General features: G+C 60.5%; 23 protein-coding genes. 8 read left to right on the forward strand and 15 right to left on the reverse strand.

All coding sequences use genetic code 11. From position 1 onward, the window contains the following. Positions 1-6: 6 nt before the first annotated feature. From INF37_RS07530 to rpsB, 6 genes are all read right to left on the reverse strand, one after another. Positions 7-831: a phosphatidate cytidylyltransferase gene (locus INF37_RS07530; protein WP_101693367.1), complete on the reverse strand. Its 825-nt coding sequence runs from the start codon at positions 829-831 to the stop codon at positions 7-9. Then, positions 831-1577 carry an isoprenyl transferase gene (locus INF37_RS07535; RefSeq protein WP_101693368.1) on the reverse strand — a complete coding sequence of 249 codons (747 nt, stop codon included), beginning with the start codon at positions 1575-1577 and terminating at the stop codon, positions 831-833. Before INF37_RS07535 ends, INF37_RS07530 begins: the two co-directional genes overlap by 1 nt. Before the next feature lie 78 nt (positions 1578-1655). Beyond that, positions 1656-2210 carry a ribosome recycling factor gene (gene frr, locus INF37_RS07540; RefSeq protein WP_101693369.1) on the reverse strand — a complete coding sequence of 185 codons (555 nt, stop codon included), beginning with the start codon at positions 2208-2210 and terminating at the stop codon, positions 1656-1658. A 1-nt stretch (position 2211) separates the two neighbouring features. Further along, positions 2212-2934 carry a UMP kinase gene (pyrH, locus tag INF37_RS07545; RefSeq protein WP_101693370.1) on the reverse strand — a complete coding sequence of 241 codons (723 nt, stop codon included), beginning with the start codon at positions 2932-2934 and terminating at the stop codon, positions 2212-2214. 259 nt (positions 2935-3193) lie between these two features. After that, on the reverse strand, positions 3194-4111 hold the full coding sequence (gene tsf, locus INF37_RS07550) for a translation elongation factor Ts (RefSeq protein WP_101693371.1): 918 nt from the start codon (positions 4109-4111) through the stop codon (positions 3194-3196). Between the two features lie 83 nt (positions 4112-4194). Further along, the gene (gene rpsB, locus INF37_RS07555) at positions 4195-4917 is read right to left on the reverse strand and encodes a 30S ribosomal protein S2 (RefSeq protein ID WP_101693372.1); all 723 of its coding nucleotides are present in this window, start codon (positions 4915-4917) and stop codon (positions 4195-4197) included. 260 nt (positions 4918-5177) lie between these two features. Here rpsB and INF37_RS07560 point away from each other — a divergent pair, with 260 nt between their 5' ends. After that, positions 5178-6089 (forward strand): SIR2 family NAD-dependent protein deacylase, encoded by a 912-nt coding sequence (locus INF37_RS07560; RefSeq protein ID WP_193537492.1) that lies wholly within the window; start codon positions 5178-5180, stop codon positions 6087-6089. Here INF37_RS07560 and INF37_RS07565 read toward each other — a convergent pair. Further along, positions 6086-6700: a hypothetical protein gene (locus INF37_RS07565; RefSeq protein WP_193537494.1), complete on the reverse strand. Its 615-nt coding sequence runs from the start codon at positions 6698-6700 to the stop codon at positions 6086-6088. The two genes, INF37_RS07560 and INF37_RS07565, sit on opposite strands and share 4 nt — an antisense overlap. Positions 6701-6935: 235 nt before the next feature. Here INF37_RS07565 and INF37_RS07570 point away from each other — a divergent pair, with 235 nt between their 5' ends. The 3 genes from INF37_RS07570 to INF37_RS07580 all read left to right on the forward strand — a co-directional run bounded on the left by INF37_RS07570 (position 6936) and on the right by INF37_RS07580 (position 9725). Further along, positions 6936-7577 carry a hypothetical protein gene (locus INF37_RS07570; RefSeq protein ID WP_193537497.1) on the forward strand — a complete coding sequence of 214 codons (642 nt, stop codon included), beginning with the start codon at positions 6936-6938 and terminating at the stop codon, positions 7575-7577. 271 nt (positions 7578-7848) lie between these two features. Further along, entirely contained in the window at positions 7849-9162 is a 1314-nt protein-coding gene (locus INF37_RS07575; RefSeq protein WP_193537499.1) for an HD-GYP domain-containing protein, read from the forward strand. After that, complete coding sequence (locus INF37_RS07580) at positions 9156-9725, forward strand: DUF5317 family protein (RefSeq protein ID WP_193537501.1); 570 nt, start codon at positions 9156-9158, stop codon at positions 9723-9725. The genes INF37_RS07575 and INF37_RS07580 overlap by 7 nt, the downstream gene beginning before the upstream one ends. A gap of 47 nt (positions 9726-9772) precedes the next feature. On the opposite strand, the gene INF37_RS07585 is transcribed toward INF37_RS07580, so the two are convergent. The 3 genes from INF37_RS07585 to alr form a co-directional block, all read right to left on the reverse strand. Beyond that, entirely contained in the window at positions 9773-10303 is a 531-nt protein-coding gene (locus tag INF37_RS07585; protein ID WP_193537503.1) for a hypothetical protein, read from the reverse strand. Positions 10304-10419: 116 nt separating this feature from the next. Further along, entirely contained in the window at positions 10420-10785 is a 366-nt protein-coding gene (locus tag INF37_RS07590) for a type II toxin-antitoxin system PemK/MazF family toxin (protein ID WP_101693379.1), read from the reverse strand. 202 nt (positions 10786-10987) lie between these two features. Next, on the reverse strand, positions 10988-12112 hold the full coding sequence (alr, locus tag INF37_RS07595; protein ID WP_193537505.1) for an alanine racemase: 1125 nt from the start codon (positions 12110-12112) through the stop codon (positions 10988-10990). Positions 12113-12430: 318 nt separating this feature from the next. On the opposite strand from alr, the gene INF37_RS07600 reads away from it, so the two are divergent. Next, positions 12431-12823 (forward strand): hypothetical protein, encoded by a 393-nt coding sequence (locus INF37_RS07600; RefSeq protein ID WP_186962741.1) that lies wholly within the window; start codon positions 12431-12433, stop codon positions 12821-12823. 312 nt (positions 12824-13135) lie between these two features. On the opposite strand, the gene INF37_RS07605 is transcribed toward INF37_RS07600, so the two are convergent. From INF37_RS07605 to INF37_RS07625, 5 genes are all read right to left on the reverse strand, one after another. Next, on the reverse strand, positions 13136-13735 hold the full coding sequence (locus INF37_RS07605; protein ID WP_328821049.1) for a hypothetical protein: 600 nt from the start codon (positions 13733-13735) through the stop codon (positions 13136-13138). A gap of 16 nt (positions 13736-13751) precedes the next feature. Next, positions 13752-15323, reverse strand: coding sequence for an NAD(P)H-hydrate dehydratase (locus INF37_RS07610; RefSeq protein WP_193537507.1), 1572 nt, complete (start codon positions 15321-15323; stop codon positions 13752-13754). A gap of 240 nt (positions 15324-15563) precedes the next feature. Next, positions 15564-16295, reverse strand: a complete 732-nt coding sequence (locus INF37_RS07615) for an SDR family NAD(P)-dependent oxidoreductase (RefSeq protein WP_186962743.1) — start codon at positions 16293-16295, stop codon at positions 15564-15566. 27 nt (positions 16296-16322) lie between these two features. Further along, positions 16323-17360 carry a BMP family lipoprotein gene (locus INF37_RS07620; protein ID WP_193537510.1) on the reverse strand — a complete coding sequence of 346 codons (1038 nt, stop codon included), beginning with the start codon at positions 17358-17360 and terminating at the stop codon, positions 16323-16325. Positions 17361-17467: 107 nt separating this feature from the next. Then, the gene (locus INF37_RS07625; protein ID WP_193537512.1) at positions 17468-18214 is read right to left on the reverse strand and encodes a GntR family transcriptional regulator; all 747 of its coding nucleotides are present in this window, start codon (positions 18212-18214) and stop codon (positions 17468-17470) included. Positions 18215-18629: 415 nt separating this feature from the next. Between INF37_RS07625 and purE the strand changes: the two genes are divergently transcribed. The 3 genes from purE to purC are packed head-to-tail and all read left to right on the forward strand — an operon-like array spanning position 18630 to position 20660. Continuing rightward, positions 18630-19145 carry a 5-(carboxyamino)imidazole ribonucleotide mutase gene (gene purE, locus INF37_RS07630; RefSeq protein ID WP_101693998.1) on the forward strand — a complete coding sequence of 172 codons (516 nt, stop codon included), beginning with the start codon at positions 18630-18632 and terminating at the stop codon, positions 19143-19145. A gap of 57 nt (positions 19146-19202) precedes the next feature. After that, a complete protein-coding gene (locus INF37_RS07635) occupies positions 19203-19892 on the forward strand; it encodes a phosphoribosylaminoimidazolesuccinocarboxamide synthase (RefSeq protein WP_101693387.1) in 690 nt (229 codons plus the stop codon). 57 nt (positions 19893-19949) lie between these two features. Beyond that, positions 19950-20660: a phosphoribosylaminoimidazolesuccinocarboxamide synthase gene (gene purC, locus INF37_RS07640; RefSeq protein WP_101693388.1), complete on the forward strand. Its 711-nt coding sequence runs from the start codon at positions 19950-19952 to the stop codon at positions 20658-20660. Positions 20661-20679: the final 19 nt, after the last annotated feature.

The following is a 20679-nucleotide window of genomic DNA, read 5'->3' on the forward strand; positions in this document are numbered from 1 at the left end:
CCTCCGTCAGACCCGGATGGCGGGCAGACACCGGACCAGCGCCTCCATCAGGGGGGCACAGAAAATCACGCTGTCAAACCGGTCCAGCACACCGCCGTGTCCGGGGAAGATCTTGCCATAGTCTTTGATGCCATACTCCCGCTTGATGTAGGAGAAGGACAGGTCCCCGATCTGGGAGACCGCACTGCCCACCGCACCGTACAGGGCCAGGAGCGGATAGCTCACCTGGAACTGGAAGCCAAACTGGAGCACCGCTCCATAGAGCAGCAGCGTCAGAATGCTTCCCACAAAGCCGCCCACGGCCCCCTCCACCGTTTTCTTGGGGGAGAGCTCAGGGGCCAGCTTATGCTTTCCAAAGAGCATCCCGGCGAACAGGGCAAAGGCGTCGCTGAGGAAGGCCGCCAGGAAGGGCAGCAGGATCAGCACCTGCCAGTGCTCCATCCCACGGATGCGCACAAAGGAGGAGAGAAAAAAGGGAATAAAGACCGTAAAGAAGAAGGCCCCTCCCATTTTCTCCGTGGTGATCGTCTTGTGGCTGCGGATGGCCCGCAGGAACAGGAGCAGCACATACACAAAGAGGCCCGTCATGGCCCAGGCCTCATCGCCCCCCAGATAGACCCAGAAAGGGATGAGACCCGCCAGCACGATGGAGCCCCAGGTAAGGGCGGCATCCTTCAAAAAACCCGTGGACCAGAGCACCTCATGGACGGCGATCATGGACAAAATGGCCACCGCCGCCGGCAATACCACGGGAAACTGAGGCGCCAGGCCAAAGAGCACCAGAAAAATGACCGGGATAAAGACCACGGCCACCAGAATACGCTTCCCCATCAGACACCTCCGAACCGGCGGGAGCGGGTCTGATAGGCGTGAAGCGCCCGGTGGAGCTCCTCTTTCGAAAAGTCCGGCCACAGCACGTCGGTGAAATAGAACTCCGCATAGGCCGACTGCCAGGGCAGGAAATTGGACAGGCGCAGCTCCCCGCTGGGGCGGATGACCAGATCCGGGTCCGGGATACCGCCGGTGTAGAGATAGGAGGCAAACTGTGCCTCGTCCAGCGCCTGGGGGTCCTGCCGCCCGGCGGCGCAGTCCGCCGCAAAGGCCCGGGCCGCCCGGACGATCTCATCCCGGCCGCCGTAGTTGAGGCAGATATTGACCTGACAGCCATCGTAGTGGGTGGAGATCTCCTCTGTCCGGCGGCACAACGCCTGGAGCTCCTCGCTCAGCGGTGAGAGATCGCCCAGGAACTTCATCTTGACCCGGTCCTTCTCCATCTTGCCGATGGCCTCTTGCAGATACTTTCTGAGCAGTCCCATGATGGCCGAGACTTCCTCCTCCGGCCGCTTCCAGTTCTCGGTGGAAAAGGCATAGACCGTCAGATATTCCAGGCCGATCTCCTTGCAGTAGGTGGCGATGGTTCGGAAGGTCTCCGCCCCCGCCGCGTGACCTGCGGTGCGGGGCAGGCCCCTCCGCTTGGCCCAGCGGCCATTTCCATCCATGATGATCGCCACATGGCGGGGCAGCCGGGTAAAGTCCACCTGGACTCCCGGCGCTTGCTTCGGTTTAAAGATGGGCATAGTGTTACTTCCTACCAAATCAGAATTTGAGTGCGGGGCGCGCCGCGTCCCGCACTCAGACTGTCAAACAAGCGGGGCTTACACCGCCATGAGCTCGGCTTCCTTCTTGGCGGAGAGCTCGTCGATCTGCTTGCAGCGCTTCTCCGTCAGGTCCTGCATCTCCTTCTCGTACTCCTTCAGGTCGTCCTCGGTGATCTCAGCCTTCTTCTTCATGGCCTTGTAGGCGTCCACCGCGTCCCGGCGGATGTTGCGGATGGCCACCTTGCCGGCCTCGGCATACTTCTTCACCTGCTTGGAGAGCTCCTTGCGGCGCTCCTCGGTCAGCTGGGGGAAGGCCAGGCGGATAAGACGGCCGTCATTCTGGGGATTGATGCCCAGGTCGGAGGTCTGAATGGCCTTCTCAATGGCCTTCAGGATGGTGGCATCCCAGGGCTGGATGGTCAGGGTGCGGGGATCGGGAGAGGAAATGGCGGCCACCTGGTTGATGGGGGTGGGGCTGCCGTAGTAGTCTACCGTCACCTTATCCAGCACGGCGGCGTTGGCGCGGCCGGCACGGACGCTGGCGAAATCACTGATGACCACGTCAATGGTCTTCTGCATCTTCTCGTCATAGGGCTTGTGGACTGCGTTCATCTCACTTTTCCTCCTTCACAATGGTGCCGATCTTCTCGCCTTCCAGGACCCGGATGATGTTCTGGGGGTCCTTCAGGGCAAAGAGGATGACGGGAATCTTATTGTCCATGGACAGGCTGGTGGCAGTGGAATCCATCACCTGGAGGTGCTGCGCCAGCACGTCGTCATAGGTAATGGAGTCGTACTTCACCGCGGTGGGGTCCTTGTTGGGATCAGCGCTGTACACGCCGTCGATATTCTTGGCCAGCAGGATCACATCCGCATCGATCTCCGCGGCGCGGAGCACTGCGGCGGTATCCGTGGAGAAGAAGGGATTGCCGGTACCGCAGCCGAAGATGACCACTCTTCCCTTCTCCAGATGGCGGATAGCCTTGGAGCGGATATAGGGCTCGGCAAAGGCCCGCATCTCAATGGCGGTCTGCACGCGGACCTCCACCCCCATCTGCTCCAGCACATCGGCCAGTGCCAGACAGTTCAGGGTGGTGGCCAGCATCCCCATGTGGTCCGCACGGGTACGCTCCATCCGGCCGCCGCCGTCCTTGACGCCCCGCCAGAAATTGCCGCCGCCCACCACGATGCCCACCTGGACACCCATGGAAATGGCCTGTTTGACCGCCTGGCATACGCTGCCGATCACACCGAAATCCAGTCCGCGGCCGGCGTCACCTGCCAGAGCCTCTCCGCTGATCTTCAGAAGAACGCGTTTGTATTGCGGCTCACTCATACTGTCAACCCCTTTTATATCTATGGTAAGGCGGCACCGGGCGGATGCCGATAAACCGCCAGTTTCAGTCTTTTGTTATTTTAACTTATTTTCCCCTGTTTGCATAGGCCTTGAAGCAAAGTTTTTACAATTTGTTCGCAACCGGCATACGGTTCTGCCGGCGCAAAAAAGGGACCAAGTACAAAACGTACCTGGTCCCTCTCGCTCCCCGGTCGCAAAGAGCGGGGACACCTGCTTCAAATCTGGCCGGCAGGGGAAATTACTTGCCCAGCTGCTTGGCGATCTCCTCGGCGAAGTTCTCCTGCTTCTTCTCGATGCCCTCGCCCTTCTCGAAGCGGACGGCGTTCTTGAAGGTGATGGTGCCGCCCAGAGCCTTGGCGCTGGAAGCGATATACTGCTCCACGGTCATGGAGCCGTCCTTCACGAACTCCTGCTGCAGCAGGCAGTTCTCGGCATAGAACTTGTTCAGCTTGCCCATGACGATCTTCTCACGGACCTGCTCGGGCTTGGAGGCCATCTTGGGATCATTGGACATCTGGACCATCATGATCTTCTTTTCCTCGTCCAGGACGTCCTGGGTCACCTGGCTCTTGTCCCAGAAGCGGGGGTTCAGAGCGGCGATCTGCATGGCCACGTCCTTACCCACGGTCTCCACCTGCTCAGCGGAGAGGCTGGTCTCCAGGTTCACCAGCACGCCGATCTTGCCGCCCGCGTGGATGTAGGGCACGGACACGCCGTCGGTGAAGAAGGAGAAGCGGCGGACCTTGATGTTCTCGCCGATGACCAGGACCATCTCCTGCTGCTGCTGGGTGACGGTCAGGTCGGTGCCAACATACTTGCACTCCATCAGAGCGTCCATGTCGGCGGGCTTGTTGGCGGCCACAGTGGCGGCCACACCCTTGACGAAGTCCACGAACTTCTCGTTCTTGGCCACGAAGTCGGTCTCGGCGTTGACCTCGACCACAACGCCCATGCCGTCGATGACGGCGGCGTAAGCCATACCCTCGGCGGCGATGCGGCCAGCCTTCTTCTGGGAAGCGGCCAGGCCCTTCTCGCGCAGGATCTCAATGGCCTTGTCCATATTGCCCTCGGCCTCGGTCAGAGCCTTCTTGCAGTCCATCATGCCCACGCCGGTCATTTCGCGCAGCTTCTGTACGTCCTTAGCAGTGATTGCCATGATCACATACCTCCATTTTTTGTATAAAAGGAGCGCCCGCCCGCGCGGGCGGGCGCTCCCAATGTGTTTGTATCTCTGTAAAATTACTCAGCAGCCTCGGCGGTCTCCTCAGCGGGAGCGTCCTGGCCCTGCTTGCCCTCCTGGATGGCGTTGGCCATCACACCGGAGATCAGCTTGATGGCGCGGATGGCGTCATCGTTGCCGGGGATCACGTAGTCGATCTCGTCGGGATCGCAGTTGGTGTCGACGATGGCCACGATGGGGATGTGCAGCTTGCGGGCCTCGTTGATGGCGTTGCGCTCCTTGCGGGGATCCACGACGAACAGAGCGCCGGGGAGCTTCTTCATCTCAACGACGCCGCCCAGGTACTTCTCCAGCTTGGCGATCTCGCCCAGGTGCTTCATGACTTCCTTCTTGGGCAGCATGTCGAAGGTGCCGTCCTCCTGCATCTTCTTCAGCTGGTTCAGGCGCTCCACGCGGCCGCGCATGGTCTTGAAGTTGGTGAGCATGCCGCCCAGCCAGCGGGCGTTCACATAGTAACCGCCGCAACGGGTGGCCTCTTCCTTGATGGCCTCCTGGGCCTGCTTCTTGGTGCCGACGAAGAGCAGGGTCTGGCCGGACTCGCCCAGAGAACGGACGAAGTTGTAGGCCTCCTCCAGCTTCTTCACGGTCTTCTGCAGGTCGATGATGTAGATACCGTTGCGCTCAGTGTAGATGTAGGTGGCCATCTTGGGGTTCCACCGACGGGTCTGGTGACCGAAGTGGACACCGGCCTCCAGAAGCTGCTTCATAGAAACGACTGCCATGATTATTTCCTCCTTTTTGTTGTTACCGCCATCCGCCTCATCTTCCCTGCCCACCCTTGCGGGCACCGGACACAGAATCAGCAGATGTGTGTAATCATGCTCTGGTATTATATAATAGCTTTTCCCAAGATGCAAGTATTATTTTCCGAAAATCTGTTTTTATCCTTAACCTTGCCTTTTGTCCCCCTCTTTTTTATAATGTGGGTGTGCCGCCCTTTGGGAGAAAGGCACAAGTTTCAAATGAAACGGAGGAGAACTCCATGACATACGCCGAGCGGATGGCAGCCTATGCCGCCCGGGCGGCCGAGCTGGCGGCCCAGGACCCCACGCCCGCCCTGGAGCGGGCGGTCTCCCTGCTGGAAGGGGCCGGACACATCATCATCGGCGGTGCGGCCGGTCTCTCGGCCGCCGGCGGACTGGACTACCAGTCCGAGGAGGTCCTGCGCCGGGACTTTCCCGCTCTGCACGCCCTGGGCTACCACACCCTCTGGGAGGCCCTGTGGGACCCGTCGCGCACCTATCTGCAAAAGCAGGGCATGATCGCCGCCGAGGCTCTCTGGGCGCGATACGATTTTCCGGTCATCCAGGCCTATCGGGACCTGCTGGCTCTGGTGGAGGGGCGCAATTATTTCGTCCTGAGCAGCAACATCGACGACCAGTTCCAGAAGGCCGGATTTGATCCGGACCGGATCTTCTGTCCTCAGAACAGCATCGCGGATTTTCAGTGTTCTGTCCCCTGCTGTGACGCCCTGTGGGACGGCGAGGCCATCTACCGCACCATCGTGGCCCATATGGACCCGGTCACCTATGCCTGTCGGGAGGAGGATCTCCCCCGCTGTCCCCACTGCGGCGCGCCCGCCGTGCGGAACATGCGCGGAAGGGACGTCTTTGTCTCCTGGAAGGTCATGGCCAACCGTGCCCCCTTTGAGCGCTTCTGGGCGGAGGCCGCCCAGGACGATACCGTCTTTCTGGAGTTGGGGGTGGGCTTCAACTCCCCCGGGCTCATCCGTCACCCCTTTCAGCGCATGACCGCCCTGTGGCCCCGCGCCTCCCTCATTCGGATGAACCGGGACTATCCCTCGGTGCCCGAGAAGATCCGCTCCCGCTCGGTGGAGCTGGGCGGCGACATGGCCCTGCACCTGCACCGCATGCGCCTCCTCGCCTCCCGCTAATCTGTCCTCCCTTTCGACCGCTCCGGCTCTCTCCCGGGGCGGTCTTTTGGCGTAATCGGCCATCCCCTTTTGTCCAGCCGGACACTGGCATACCTGGCTCCACCCCACTCCCACACCCACATCAGGCAGAACAGCGGTGTTAAGTGAAATCGGCCTCCCGCCGTGAAGGGTACGGCGATTTCCACGCCTTCTCCCACCGGGCGGATGAGCGCCCCTGCCACCCCCTCCGCCGCCCGGCGGAGAAGGGGGTCTCCCAGACGGGCAGGCAAATCAGAGAGGCGTGTCCACCCGGTCGGGACGGGCTCTCCCCCGCCCGGTTTGCCCCGGGAAAAGGCCAGTACCGCCTCCGCACCCGTCACCGGCCAGACCCCCAGCTCGTTCAGCGTCTCCCGGGACACCACGCGCCGGAGACACAGCTTTTTCCCCTCCGGGAGAAAAGTGCCTGCCAGGTAGCTTCCTCCCCCGGCGCCCTGTATCCTTCCTTTATAGATTCCCTGTCCATCCTCCGGCAGTTCCCCGTACAGGTGGATCTTGCCCCCCTCTTCCTGTACCCTTAAAAAACCCCGCCCACCGGCCAGTGCGAACTGCATCTCCACGCGCTTCCACCTCATTTCTCCTGCAATCTCATCCCTCCTATTATTCCTATGTGACGGCCGGTCAGACCATGCGCTGTCACACCCAGACCGCCTTTCCGCCCCTGTTGAGAAGGTTTTGGGAAAAAGGAAAAAATTTCTCTTTTTTCTGTCTAAAATATACGGTTACATACTTGCACCTTTTCGTCGGATTCTGTATAATAGCAACAGTTGTTGTAACTTTTTTGTCCCACCAAAAGGAGGACCTCAGACGATGGTTTTGGATACCGAGGCCTGGAAGGCGCTCGTCAATCAGCTCCCAGGTGTGCTGGGCGCCGCATTTCATGTGGAGGAAGAGACCGTGCGCGAGGTCCATATTCTCTCCGATCAGTCCCGCAGTCCCAAACAGGTGGTCCGGGACGTTCAGTCCGCCCTGCTGGCCAAGTTTCAGCTGGAGCTGGACCACCGGATCATCAGCGTGGCTCAGATCCCTGCCCCGCTGAAGGAGGGTCCCCGCCGTCTGGTCTTTGAGCGTCTGGATATGGCCAGCAGCCGGGAGGGTGTCTCGGTCAAAGTCCATCTCCGTCTGGGCGACCGGCTCTATGAGGGAGAGTCCCGCTGCGCCCCTTCCTCGGGCACACGGACCCGCGCCATTGCTGCCGCCACGGTAGAAGCCATCAACTGTCTTTTGGCTTCCAACTGCCGGTTCTCGGTGGAGGCCGTGCGCACCACTGCGCTGGCGGAGCATCCGGTGGTGATGGTCGGTCTCTTCCTGAAGCTGGACGGAAAGACCGAATCCCTGCTGGGTGCCTGCTATGTGGGAGATGACGTCAATTTCTCCGTGATCCTGGCCACGCTGGATGCGGTCAACCGCCGTCTTTTGACCCTCCCCCCCTCTTCGGACTCTCTCCTGTAATTTTTCCCTTTTTCATATAGAGCGAAGCGAATACAGCCTGCCTATAGCGACACGGCAGAGTATCCGGTAAAGGAGCTGTATTCGATGAATAAGGCGAAAATCATGGTTGCTCTGACTTCCCTGGTTTCCCTGCTGGTCGCTGGCGGCGCTTACTTTAACTGGCGCTGAGCGATTCTTCGTGAGGCAGAAGCGGCTGGAATTTCTGGCCGCTTTTGCCTGTTCCCGCATATTCTGACGGTCCATACGGGTCTATTCGGAGGTTTTGACACTCATGCAGAAACACCAACCCTCTACCTGGTATATTGGCCTGGTCATCCTGCTGGGAATGGGCAGCGGAATCTATTCTGTCTGCCGCAGTCTCCAGGACGCCCCCTGGCAGGATCCCTATGTGCTGGGGGCACTGGTGATCCTGTGTGTGCTCTGCCGGTGTCTTCCGCTGTATATCCGTCCGGACTGCACCATTGATATGTCCTTTATCAGCATTCTGGCCACCGTTTTGCTCCTGGGGCCTGAGACCGCCACTGCCATCGTCTTTCTGACCAAACCGCTGGAGATCTATCCCCGGGAAAGCGGCGGCGGATACTGCCACATCTTCAATACCGCCCCTGTCAAAACCCTCTTCAATACCAGCAATCTCAACTTGTCCTTTACTCTGTCGGGGTTCCTCTATCACGCCGCGAATGGCGTGCCGGGAGATCTGTCTCTCCCCGGCGTGCTGCTCCCCTCCCTGCTCTTCGTGTTCTGTTCCATTGTGCTCAACAGCTTTATTCTGCTCTTCCTCTTCCTGCTGGAGGGCAAGGTCTCCTTTTATCCTACTATCCTTCAGATGTTTCTGGGGCTGCTGCCCAGTATCCTGTGTTCCGCTCCTATGGCCTATTTCCTGGCGATGCTGCTCCAGATGCCCGCAGGAGCCTGGCTGGCCTTCCTCTTCATGCTGCCGCTGCTGCTGGCCCGCTATTCCTTTAAGCTCTATCTGAGCAGTGTGCAGCAGCAGTACAGCATCCTGAAGGCGCTGACCGCCGCTCTGGACGCCAAGGACACCTATACAGAGGGTCACTCCTCCCGAGTCTCCCGCTTTGCCGTGCAGATCGCCGGGCGCATGGGGCTCTCCTCCAAGGCGATCCGGCAGCTTCAGACAGGGGCGGTGTTCCACGATATTGGAAAGATCGGCATCCCCGATTCCATTCTGCAAAAGCCGGGAAAACTGACCCCGGAGGAGCGGGCCGTCATTCAGCGGCATCCGGTCATCGGAGTGGACATTTTGAAGAACATCGACTCTTACCGGGAGATTCTGGACATGGTGCGCCATCATCACGAGCGCTATGACGGCGGCGGCTATCCGGACGGCACCCGGGGTGAGGAACTCTCTCTGGAGGTCTATATCCTGGCTGCGGCCGACGCCTATGACGCCATCACCAGCGACCGGCCCTATTGCAGCGGCCGCTCTCCCAAAGTAGCCGCCGAAATTCTGCGTGCCGAGGCAGGGCGGCAGTTTCACCCGGAGGTGGCCCGTGTGGCCGCCGACATGGCCGAGTCCGGTCTGCTCGATCCCCACTCGGAGGAAGAGGAGGGCCCGCCATGCTGACCGCCGCGGTGATCCTCAGCCTGCTGATCGGCTGGATGGGCGGCGGACGGCTCTCCCGCTGGGAGGAGGCCCGAATTCACTGGCTTCTTCTACCAATAGCAGCCCTTTTCATACAGCACATTGCCGTCTCCTGGGTCCCCTGGCCCAAGACTGGTTCCGGCTTCTGGGGTCCGGCCCTGCTGCTCCTCTCCTATCTGATGCTGGGCCTGTTCCTGCTGCGCAACCGCCGGCGGACACGCACGGCCCTGTGTGCCGGGGCTGGATTGCTGTGTAATCTGGTGGTCATTGCCGCCAACGGCTGGCGTATGCCGGTCAGTACCCAAGCCGCTCTCCGGCTCTCCTCCCAGGGACTGGAGGCCCTCTCCTCGGGTGCCATCCCTATGTACGCCCTGGCCAGTCCGGAGACCAAGCTTCTCTTTTTGGGCGATATTTTTTATCTTCCTATTCCCCTTCTGCGGGGCTTTGCCAGCGTAGGGGATTTTTGCCTGGCCGCGGGGGTCTTCTTCTGCTTTATGGCCATGATGAAGCCCACCCGTCTGCCCATATGGCTGCGAAATGGATAATGATAGAAAGAGGGACAGCCCCCCAGGGGCTGTCCCTCTTTTTCATCTTATCGGATGCTGTAATTTCCTCTCACCATCAGGGTAACTGCTCCGGAGGCCTTCACGCCCCGCCCCTCAATGGTGGCCAGGTAGAGGTGATTGGCAATCAATGCTCCTCCCGGCGCCAGGGTGCTCCCGGCCGTCATATCCACCAGGCCGGGCGAGGAGTCGGATACACAGACCGCAGTGCCGCTGCGCAGCAGGATCTCGCAGGAAGTGCCCGCGACCAGCTGCTGCCCCTGCTTCAGGGTCACCACCTGATAGACCGAGGCGTTCCCCCCGCTTCCGCCGGAACCCTGTACCTCCTGGGCGTAACCGTCCGCCACCTGCTGCAGCTGGGTCTTGAGTGCGCTCTCCCGCTGGGTGAGTTTGCTGTCCACCTGGGACAGAATGGAGGGAGTCGCCTTCTCATTGAGATAGCTCAGTGTCACCAGGGGATCGCTCTGGCTGCCCTGTGCGGCAGCCAGAGCTACTCCCATCAGGGACAGCGTCACCAATCCTCCGGCCAACAGGCGCGGCATCCACTTTGTTGCTTTCATGGGTGTCCTCCTATGTACGATTCCAAAACGGACGCCAGGCCGGCAAATGCTGCATATTGCTATGTAGCCTTTCGCCGGCCCGCGTCCCGTGTGTTCTGTCTCTGCCGCCTCAGCGGTCAGACCAGCTGCTGGGGATGGAGGCCAAAGCTGACTGCAATGGCGGAATCCACCTGTTTCATCAGTGTACTGTCCAGCCTTCCCATATGCTCACGCAGCCGTTTCTTATCCAGAGTCCGGATCTGCTCCAGCAGGACCACCGAATCTTTTGGGAGCCCGTAGCTCCCGGCCGCAAACTCGATGTGGGTCGGCAGGCGCGCTTTGCCCGTCTGAGAGGTGATGGCCGCCGCGATGACAGTGGGACTGTGCTTGTTGCCCGTATCGTTCTGCACGATCAGAACCGGACGCACGCCCCCCTGCTCGCTGCCCACCACAGGACTCAGGTCGGCATAAAAAATGTCTCCACGTTTCACGCTGTTGTCCACAAAAGCTCACACTCCGCCGGAAGATAGTGGCCGGCGTCACCGGGGGTTTTCCCCCCTTCGCCAAGCTACTATGATTCTCCCACGGCACGGCGGGATTTATACACGGCGCCGGGAAATCCCCCGGAAGCTGTGTGCCCTCCGTCGGCCCGGCGATACTCTCCCCGGGTCATTTTATGCTCCGGCACAGGCAGCGGTTCCTTGCTCACTCCAGGTAGATCCGGGGCACCCGGCGGGAGACGGCGCAGAGCAATTCATAGGAGATGGTGCCCAGCAGGTCTGCATGCTCCTCCACCGGGAGTTCCTTTCCAAAGACCTCGGCCACATCGCCGGGGTGGACATTCTCCCCCGCGGGGACCATGCACAGGTCCATGCATACCCGGCCCAAAATGGGACGCCGCTCGCCTCCCAAAGAGACCACGCCCCGGTTGGACAGGCCCCGGAACAGGCCGTCGGCATATCCGATGGGGAGCACCGCCAGGCGGGTATCCTCCTCCAGCTGGGCCGTCCGGCCATAGCTCACGCAGGCACCGGCGGGCCGCTCTTCCACGGCGGCCACCCGTGTCTTGAGGGTCATCACCGGCTCCAGCGCACCGCCGTCCAGTCCCTCACACTCCGGCGAGGGATAGTGGCCATAGAGCGCGATCCCCGGCCGCACCATATCCAGATGGGTGCACGGAAAGCGCAGGGTGGCCGCGCTGGCGGCACAGTGCCGGATCGCAAAGGTGATCCCCATGTCCTTCAGCTTGTCGATCAGGTCCAGGAATCGGGTAAACTGGAGCATGGTAAACTCCTCGCTCCCGTCGGCGTCCGAAAAATGGGTAAAGATGCCCTCATGGTTCAGCCCCGGGAGGGCGCAGATAGCCGCCATGGTCTCTGCCGTCTGCTCCAAATGGGATGCATCGCAGCACAGACCCAGCCGGGACATTCCGGTATCCGCCTTGAGGTGGATCTTCACCTCTCTGCCCTCGGCCTGGGCCGCCGCAGAGAGGGCCTTGGCGCTCTCCAGATCCCAGACGGTCTGAGTCAGACGCAGACGCACCACATCAGCCGCGAACTCCGTCGGAGTCTGCCCCAGAACCAGGATGGGGGCCGTGATCCCCGCTACCCGGAGCTCCGCGCCCTCATCCAGAGAGGCGACCGCCAGGTAGTCCGCGCCCAGCTGTTCCAGACGCCGGGCCACCGGGATGGCACCGTGGCCGTATGCGTTGGCCTTGACCACCCCTAAAAAGCGGCAGCCAGGGGACAGCATCCCCCGCAGCGCCCGGTAATTATGCTCCAGAGCGCCCAGGTCGATCTCGGCCCAGGTGCGCTTCTGCCTGCTCTCCATGTAACCTGCCTTCTTTCCCGTTCACCATAGACACCATTGATTTTCATGCGTGCAGACATTATCATAGCACAAACCGTACCTTCTCACAAGGGAAGCCGGGCAACTTCCGGGAATTTCCCCACGAACTGGCGTTTCCTGCGGGTTCTGGACTCTTTGCCGGTTCTTTCATCCGTTTTTAATCTTCCCTTTAAAGAAACTCAAAGACATTTTGCCCGGGTTCGGGTATAATATAGAGCATCGGAGGGAGAACATCTCCCGTCGTGACATTCAAACCAATCGCACATCCCAGGATCAATCTAATTCAGGAGGTGTCTCTCTATGTGGGATAAACTGACCGATACGCTGACCAATGTGGCCTATGCCGGTGTGGGCGCCGCCGCCATCGCAGCGGAAAAAGCCGGTGAACTGGGCAAAGTCCTGGTCGAAAAGGGCGAGATCGCCGCGGAACAGGGGCGGCAGATCAGTGAAGAGCTCCAGGAAAAGGGCAGACAGGCTGCCAAAGAGCGCCGGGAGCAGCAGTTCCAGGAGATGCTCGAGGCCATGACCGCCCAGGAGCGGGACGCGCTGCGCCGCCGTCTGGACGAGCTGGATGAACTGGAGCGTCAGGCCGAGGAGGCCGCCCGGGAAGCGGCGGAAGCCGCTCCGGCCGACAATGTGACCGAGATTCCCTGTCCTCACTGCGACTGCTGCGAAGACGAACAGGACCAGTAATACCAAAAAGGAGCTGCCATCCGGCAGCTCCTTTCAGCGTGTCGAAAAACTTCGACACGCTTCTCAAAAATGCAAGCATTTTTTCGAGGAGATACAGGCCGCCGCATGCACTCGCTGACGCTCGCACACTTGCGGCCTGAGAGGAGCGTTTTCCGACGTACACGCCACCGGAAAACACCATTTAATTTGATTCTGCCGTCTGCGGACGGCAGAACTCTGCGAGGCTCTTGCCGCAAAAATCGCAGAAATACCCTTCCGCGACCGTCTGCAAAAAGGAGCTGCCATCCGGCAGCTCCTTTTCTTATTCTGAATTTACGTCATGGAGAATCCCGAAAGGACACATTGGACCACGGTAAAGCCGTCCTGGCTGATCTCTCCCCGCAGCATGGCATGGGTCGCAAGGTCAAACCAGATCTGAAGCTCGGTTCCGCTGCCTACCTCTGCCTCCGGGTCCCGGATGGTGATGTGGAGGGTCTCCGGCTCTTCTCCGCCTCCCTCCAGCACACTCTCGGCCAAAAAGCCCTCCTGTATGCCGGTCAGCAAAACCGGAAGGGCGTTCATAGGACTCAGCCCCGCCTCGTTCAGGGGCCCGGTCTCCACCCGCACTCCCTCATATTCCAGCGTGGTCTCCCCCTCCCGGATATGGGCCATAATCCCCGCGATATGCTCCGGTTCGGTGATGGTGAGGGTCATTTCCTCCTCCCGCGCATAGGAGAGGTCCAGCCCGTAGGTATACACCCGCTGGCCATAATCTGCGGTCAGTTCCACGTGGGCGGCACAGCTCTGCATGGCCAGATATTCCGTCCGGATATCAAGCGCCAGCTGTTCGGCCTCATTACCTGTCTCCCCGCCGCAGGACGGCAGCAGCAGACACAGGGCTATCATCGGTGCACACATCCAGCGATGGCGCACACCCGTCCCTCCTTCTTTATTGGGGTCCCAGTTCCCGGATCTTTCCCTCGCACTCCCGCAGGACACGGGGGAGCCGTTCGATCAGATCTCCGGGGGTCATGCCGTATTCGCCGATCTCTTCGGCGCACAGGTCCCCCGCCCGGCCGTGGAGCCACACGGCCATGGGCACCGCCTCCCGGCAGGACATCCCCTGCCCCAGCAGGGCCAGAATGATGCCGCCCAGGACATCTCCGCTGCCGCCCTTGGCCATGCCCGGATTTCCGGTGGTATTGACATAGGCCGAGCCGTCGGGGAACGCCGTGATCGTGCGGTGTCCCTTGAGTACCAGACAGCAGCCGTGCTCCTGTGCAAAGGAGCGGGCGGCGGCCAGCCGGTCCCCGCTGCTCAGATCTCCGCCCAGGCGGAGGAATTCCCCGTCATGGGGGGTCAGGATGGTGACCACGCCCCGCCGGGCCTCCAACACATCTATATGCCCTTCCAGCGCATTTATGCCGTCCGCATCCAGGATCACAGCAGTATGGGCCGAGCGCAGCAGATGCCGCACCACCGACGCCACGCCGTTCCCCCGGCCCAGCCCGGGTCCGATCAGGCAGACGTCACTGGAATTCATCCGGGCCAGGATCTGCTCCGTGGCCTCCAGCGAGAGCATTCCCGTTTTACCTGCAGGCAGCGGGCTGGGCATGGCCTCATCCAGCTTCATGGCCACCACAGGCCAGATGGGCTCCGGCACACCCACCGACACCAGGCCCGCGCCCGCGCGGACGGCGGCCCGGGCCGCCAGGACAGGGGCTCCGGTATAACCCACCGATCCGCCCAGGATATAGTCCCGCCCGAAATTCCCCTTGTAGGCGTCCCGCTCCCGGCGGGGCAGGTAGACGTCATTTTCACACACGGAGTAAAAATTGCTCTCCGTCCACAGCACCAGATCCAGCGGGATGCCGATCTCGGCCACCGTCAGCCGTCCGGTGCGCAGGCCGCCCTCTCCCAGGAAATGTCCGGCCTTGGGCAGGGAGAAGGTCACCGTCACATCGGCCTGGACGGCATCCCCCAGGACCCGTCCGGTATCGGCCTCCACACCGCTGGCGATGTCTGCGGACACCACCGGGATGTCGCAGGTGTTCATCATCTGCACCGCCATCAGGGGATCCCCCCGCAGGGGGGTATTCAGCCCAATCCCAAACAGGGCGTCCACCATCACGTCGGCCTCCAGGCACCAGCAGGCAAAGTCCGGGTCATCGGGGGTGAAATCCTCCAGAGAGCCACCCTTGGCCTCCAGACGGCGTTCCATCTCCCGGCAGTCAGAGGTCATCTTCTCCCGCCGGCCCACCAGGACCGCCCGGACCTCCATCCCCGCCTCCATCAGAAAGCGAGCCGCGGCCACGCCGTCCCCGCCATTGTTGCCCGCGCCGCAGAAGCAAACCGCCCGGCGGGGTCTTCCCGGACGCTCCGGCCGCGCCTCCGCCACGCTGACAGCGGCACGCGCCACTGCCCGGGCCGCATTTTCCATGAGCAAGGTGGACGCGATCCCCCGCTCCTGAATGGCCGCGCGGTCCATCTCCCGCATCTGTTGGGCTGTTGCGATCTTCATATACTCTCTTCCTCCGCTGAAACGGCTGCACGGCCGGCCTTCTCCGCTGTCCGCCCCCTCTCTTGACAGGCGAGACAGCCCGGTCCGATCCATGCGCTGTGTGATTCAGCCCCTATTCTAGCACGTCCCCTGTCCTTTGTCTAAGCCTATTTTTTCGCTCCGGGACAGAAAGAGCGGGAGCGCCCCGCCGCTCCATATGGAGTGCGCGCGCTCCCGCTTTCCCAGGCGGCTTTTCCGCCCTTAAATACAGGTAAATCCTCCGTCCACCAGCACGGTGCTCCCCGCCATAAAGCTGGCCGCGTCGCTGGCCAGGAATACGATCATGGCGGCGATCTCCTCCGGCTGGGCCAGGCGCTTGATGGGGAAGAGACTGGCGAAGTCGTCCAGGCTGCCGTTGGCCTCGATCCCGCACATCAGGGGCGTAAGGGTCCCTCCGGGGCAAACCGCGTTGACCAAAATCCCCTCCGCGGCATAATCCGCCGCCATGCTGCGGGTGAGCTGGATGACCGCCCCCTTGGTGGAGGCATAGGCGTCCAGCCCAGGGGCTCCCACCGTGCCCGCGGTGGAGGCGATGTTGATGATGCGTCCCCCGCCCCGCTTGCGGATGGCCGGAATCAAATACTTGCTCATCAGGTAAACGCTGGTCACATTGACGGCAAAGATCTGGTTCCACTCCTCCAGAGACAGTGTCTCTACCGTTCCGTCAATGGACATGCCCGCATTGTTGACCAGAATGTCGATCTCCGGATAGTCCCGCAGGATGGCATCACAGGTCTCTGCGATCTCCTCCGGGCAGGCCATATCACAGGGGTAGAAATGGCAATTCCCAAGCTGCTCCATTTCCGCGCCCCGCTCCCGGCTGCGGCCCAGGACCAGGACAGTGGCCCCCCGCTCCAGCAGCTTTTCTGCGGTGCTCCTTCCGATTCCGGAGGTTCCGCCGGTGATTACCGCTACCTTTCCGCTCATTTCCATGGCGTCCTTCTCCTTTCTGCTCTTGTATCAGCCCAGCTCGTACTCATTGGGAACGTGGATGGTGCCGTCCGCAATAGCCTGAATGGTCTCGTCCACCTTGTCCAGCACTTCCTGGGGGACCTCCTTCTTGAGCTCCTCGTTCCACTCGAAAGAAACCGACTCGTTGGACATATCGAGATACATGATCTCCGGTTCGCCCACCTGATCGTTCAGGATGGCCTCGGTGGCGTTGATAAAGGCCTTGGACCAGTCGCCCATGGTATTTGCAAGCACAGTCTCCGGGGCCTGGGGAATAAAATCTCCTAATGTTCCAAAAGCATAGACCCCTTCGCTTTCTGCCGCCGCCTTTATTGATCCTGACTGCGCTTCGTTGCTGTTGCTGTAAATAAAATCTGCACCCATCTTAATTTGATTCATGGTGACTTCGTATCCCTCTGTCGGATCTGTTGAACTGAGCACATTAAATAAAATTTTTACATCTGGATTAACACTCTTAGCCCCCAGCTCGAAGGCATTTGTCGTCTTTGTATATGCCGGATAATCTCCTCCCACTGAACAGCCAAGCATGTTGCTTTCTGTCATCATTCCCGCTACAACACCGGCCACATAAGTGCTCTGCTCCAGGCAGAGAGAAACTGGAAATTGGTTCTCTCTTACCTCGGTTCCTCCTGTTGTGACGAACCTGGTGTCCGGGTAATCCTTGCTGATCTCGGCCAGGGGTGTGGAGCACTGTCCCCCGTGGCCGAATACGATCTTGTAGCCCTCGGCGGCCATGGTCTCGCCCTCGCTCTTGATCGCGTCTGCTGTGGCCGCCTCGACCACGGCCACATGGCAGTTAAACTGCTCCTCCAGCAGCGCGCCGGCCTCGGCCGCCTGCTGGGAGAAGCCGCCATCCGTGGGGGAACCGGGAATGAGGATGCCGATTTTGATCTCACTTTCTCCCTCCGGTGTTCCGGAAGAATCGGCGGGGGCGCCCTCTCCTCCCCCGCCGCACGCGGCCAGTCCGCCCACCAAAAGGGCGGAAGCGGTCCATAGGGAAATCTGCTTTCTGAGACATTCCTTCATATCTGTTTCCTCCTATCTCAAAATGGAGCCCCCGGCTCCAGGGATAACGGAAAACATATGGGTGTTTCGTATGGATGCAGTCTATGGCGCTGTGAAATCGTTGTATCTTATCTTCTGCGGACCAGGCGCAGCGGCAGGATGTCCTTGCAGAAGCAGGCGGTGCCGCGCAGGAGCTCCAGGCTGCCCACACCATATCGGACATCGTCCATCCGGAGCAGCGGGGTCCCCTCTGCCACCTCCAGTTTGGCGGCCAGGGCGGCATCCGCCGTCTCCACCGTCTGCTCTGCCAGTGTGACCACCGGCTGCCGGATGCAGAAGAGCTCCAGAAATTCGTTCATGGTAAGCTCGGCAAAATTCTTCCAGCTCTGATAGTCAAACTCCAGGTTGCTGCCCCGGAAATAGACCTTGCTGTGGATCATGGGAACGCCGTCCCCCAGGAACACCCGCTCCAGCATCAAAAGCCGCTCCTCCCCCTGGCCGATCTCCGCTCCAAGGGGCAGCTCCGCCTCTTCAGGGGAGATCCAGCGGTCCTCCAGAAGGCGCACCGCAGGTGTCATTCCCCGGGCGGCAAAGAGTTCCTGAAAGCTGAATTCCTCGTCGATGCGGGGCTGTGCGGTGCAGATCGGCGCATTGATGAGGGTGCCCCGGCCCCGCCAGCGGGTGAGATACCCCCTGGACTCCAGTTCACTCAGCACATCCCGGATCACCACCCGGCTCACTCCGGCCAGCTTTGCCAGCTCTTCCTCGGACGGCAGCTTCTCCGTCCCCTCTTTGACCGACTGGGAGATGAGACGCAGAAGCGTCACCTTCCCCTGGGCATAGGGCTCATCCGGCGTCCGCATCGGTCGTGTCATCTTATTTCCCTCTCTTTCTGTACCACTATTTGTGATACATACGATCTATTAGTATTACTATTTGAAGTATAGTATGACAAATCGGTTCTGTCAACCCCTTCTCGACACTGCACTGCCGGGTATGGCAAAATGCGCCGTTCTTCCCCCCGTTCCCCTTGTATAAGCATACAAAAATCCACCTCTGCACTTGCAAAGCGACAGAAGAGCCGATATAGTATAAGTATTCTTTCTTTGATAAGGGGGAACGGACGTGGATCGGATGCTGAACTGGAAGATTACCGCACATAAGCGCCTGTCTCAGGGTCCCAATGCGTCCAAAATAGCGGTTTGATTAGGAAGGGTATCCGTATAACGGATACCCTGATTTATTTTGTACCGACCTAACTTTTTGTTTGGTTCCATCTCCCTTCCCAAGATGAACGAGGAGGTCATTCCTGTGAAGAAAGTTGCCATCATCATGGGCTCCGACAGCGACTGGCCGGTGGTCAAGGCCGCCTGCACCCAGCTGGACGAGTTCCACATCCCCTACGAGGCCCATATCCTCAGCGCTCACCGTACCCCCGTCCAGGCGGCCGAGTTTGCCCGGGATGCCCGGAAGAACGGCTTCGGCGTGCTCATCTGTGCCGCCGGTATGGCCGCACATCTGGCGGGCGCCTTTGCCGGCAACTCCACCCTGCCCGTCATCGGCATCCCCATGAAGGGGGGCGCCATGGACGGTCTGGACGCCCTGCTGGCTACCGTCCAGATGCCCAGCGGCATCCCCGTCGCCACGGTGGCCATCAACGGCGCCAAAAATGCCGCCGTCCTGGCCGCTCAGATCCTGGCCGTCAGCGATGACGATCTGGCTGCCCGGCTGGATGAGGCCCGGGTCAAGATGGCCCGGCAGATCGCCGAGAAGGAAGCCAAGCTTCAGGCCGAGCTGGCCCAGTAAGCGTACCCGCTGCCCGATAAACTGATCTACTAATCTTTGTTCTGGAGGATGATCCACATGGAAAAGAAACTGGTTTACACCGGAAAGACCAAAGACGTGTTTGCCCTGGACAACGGCAACTACCTGCTGAAGTTCAAAGACGACTGCACCGGCAAGGACGGTGTGTTCGATCCCGGTGAAAACTCCGTGGGCCTGACCATCGACGGTGTGGGCGACGTGAACCTGCGCATGTCCATCTATTTCTTTGAGAAGATCAACGCCGCCGGGATCAAGACTCACTATGTCAGCGCCGACCTGGAGAACACCACCATGGAGGTCCTTCCCGCCAAGGTGTTCGGCCATGGTCTGGAGGTCATCTGCCGCCACAAGGCCGTGGGCAGCTTCCTGCGCCGGTACGGCGAGTACATCGAGGAGGGCGCTGATCTGCCCGCCTATGTGGAGACCACCTTCAAGAACGACGAGAAGGGCGACCCTCTGGTCACCAAGGACGGCCTGGTGGTTCTGGGCGTCATGACCGAGAAGCAGTACGACGACATGAAGGCCCAGACCCAGCAGATCACCCAGATCGTGGCGGACGAGCTCAAGGCCCGCGGTCTGGTCCTGTACGACATCAAGTTTGAGTTCGGTTACGATGCCGACGGCAACGTCATGCTCATCGACGAGGTGGCCTCCGGCAACATGCGGGTGTACAAGGACGGCAAGTATGTGGATCCCATGACCCTCTCCAAGCTTTTCTTCGCCCAGTAATCATCTCTGCTATCAATTGCTATCAATATCCTAATGTGTGCAAGGGGAATGTGAACTATGGAAAAAACAACGCAGCTCTATGAGGGCAAGGCCAAGAAGGTCTATGCCACCGAGGACCCCAATCTGGTCATCGTCTCCTACAAGGATGACGCCACCGCCTTCAACGGCCTCAAGAAGGGCACCATCACCGGCAAGGGCGCCATCAACAACCGCATGACCAACAACCTCATGCGCCGCCTGGAGGCCAAGGGGGTCCCCACCCACTTTGTGGAGGAGCTCAGCGACCGGGAGACCGTAGTCAAGAAGGTCTCCATCGTGCCCCTGGAGGTCATTGTCCGCAACATCTCCGCCGGCTCTTTCGCCAAGCGCTACGGCGTGGAGGAGGGCATCGTCTTTGACGAGCCCACCATCGAGTTCTCTTACAAGAACGACGACCTGGGTGATCCCCTGCTCAACTCCTACCACGCTCTGGCCCTGAAGCTGGCCACCCGGGAGGAGATCGAGCTCATCAAGAAGTACGCCTTCATGGTCAACGACCTGCTCAAGGGCTTCATGAAGGAGATCGGCATCGATCTGGTGGACTTCAAGCTGGAGTTCGGCAAGACCGCCGACGGCCAGATCGTTCTGGCCGACGAGATCTCCCCCGACACCTGCCGTCTGTGGGACGAGAAGACCCATGAGAAGCTGGACAAGGACCGCTTCCGCCGGGATCTGGGCGGCGCGGAGGAGGCCTATGAGGAGGTCATGCGCCGCCTCATGGGAGAGTAAACCTCTCCCGGTTTCCGTT

It is taken from the genome of Pseudoflavonifractor gallinarum (assembly GCF_014982855.1).
GTDB lineage: Bacteria > Bacillota > Clostridia > Oscillospirales > Oscillospiraceae > Pseudoflavonifractor_A > Pseudoflavonifractor_A gallinarum.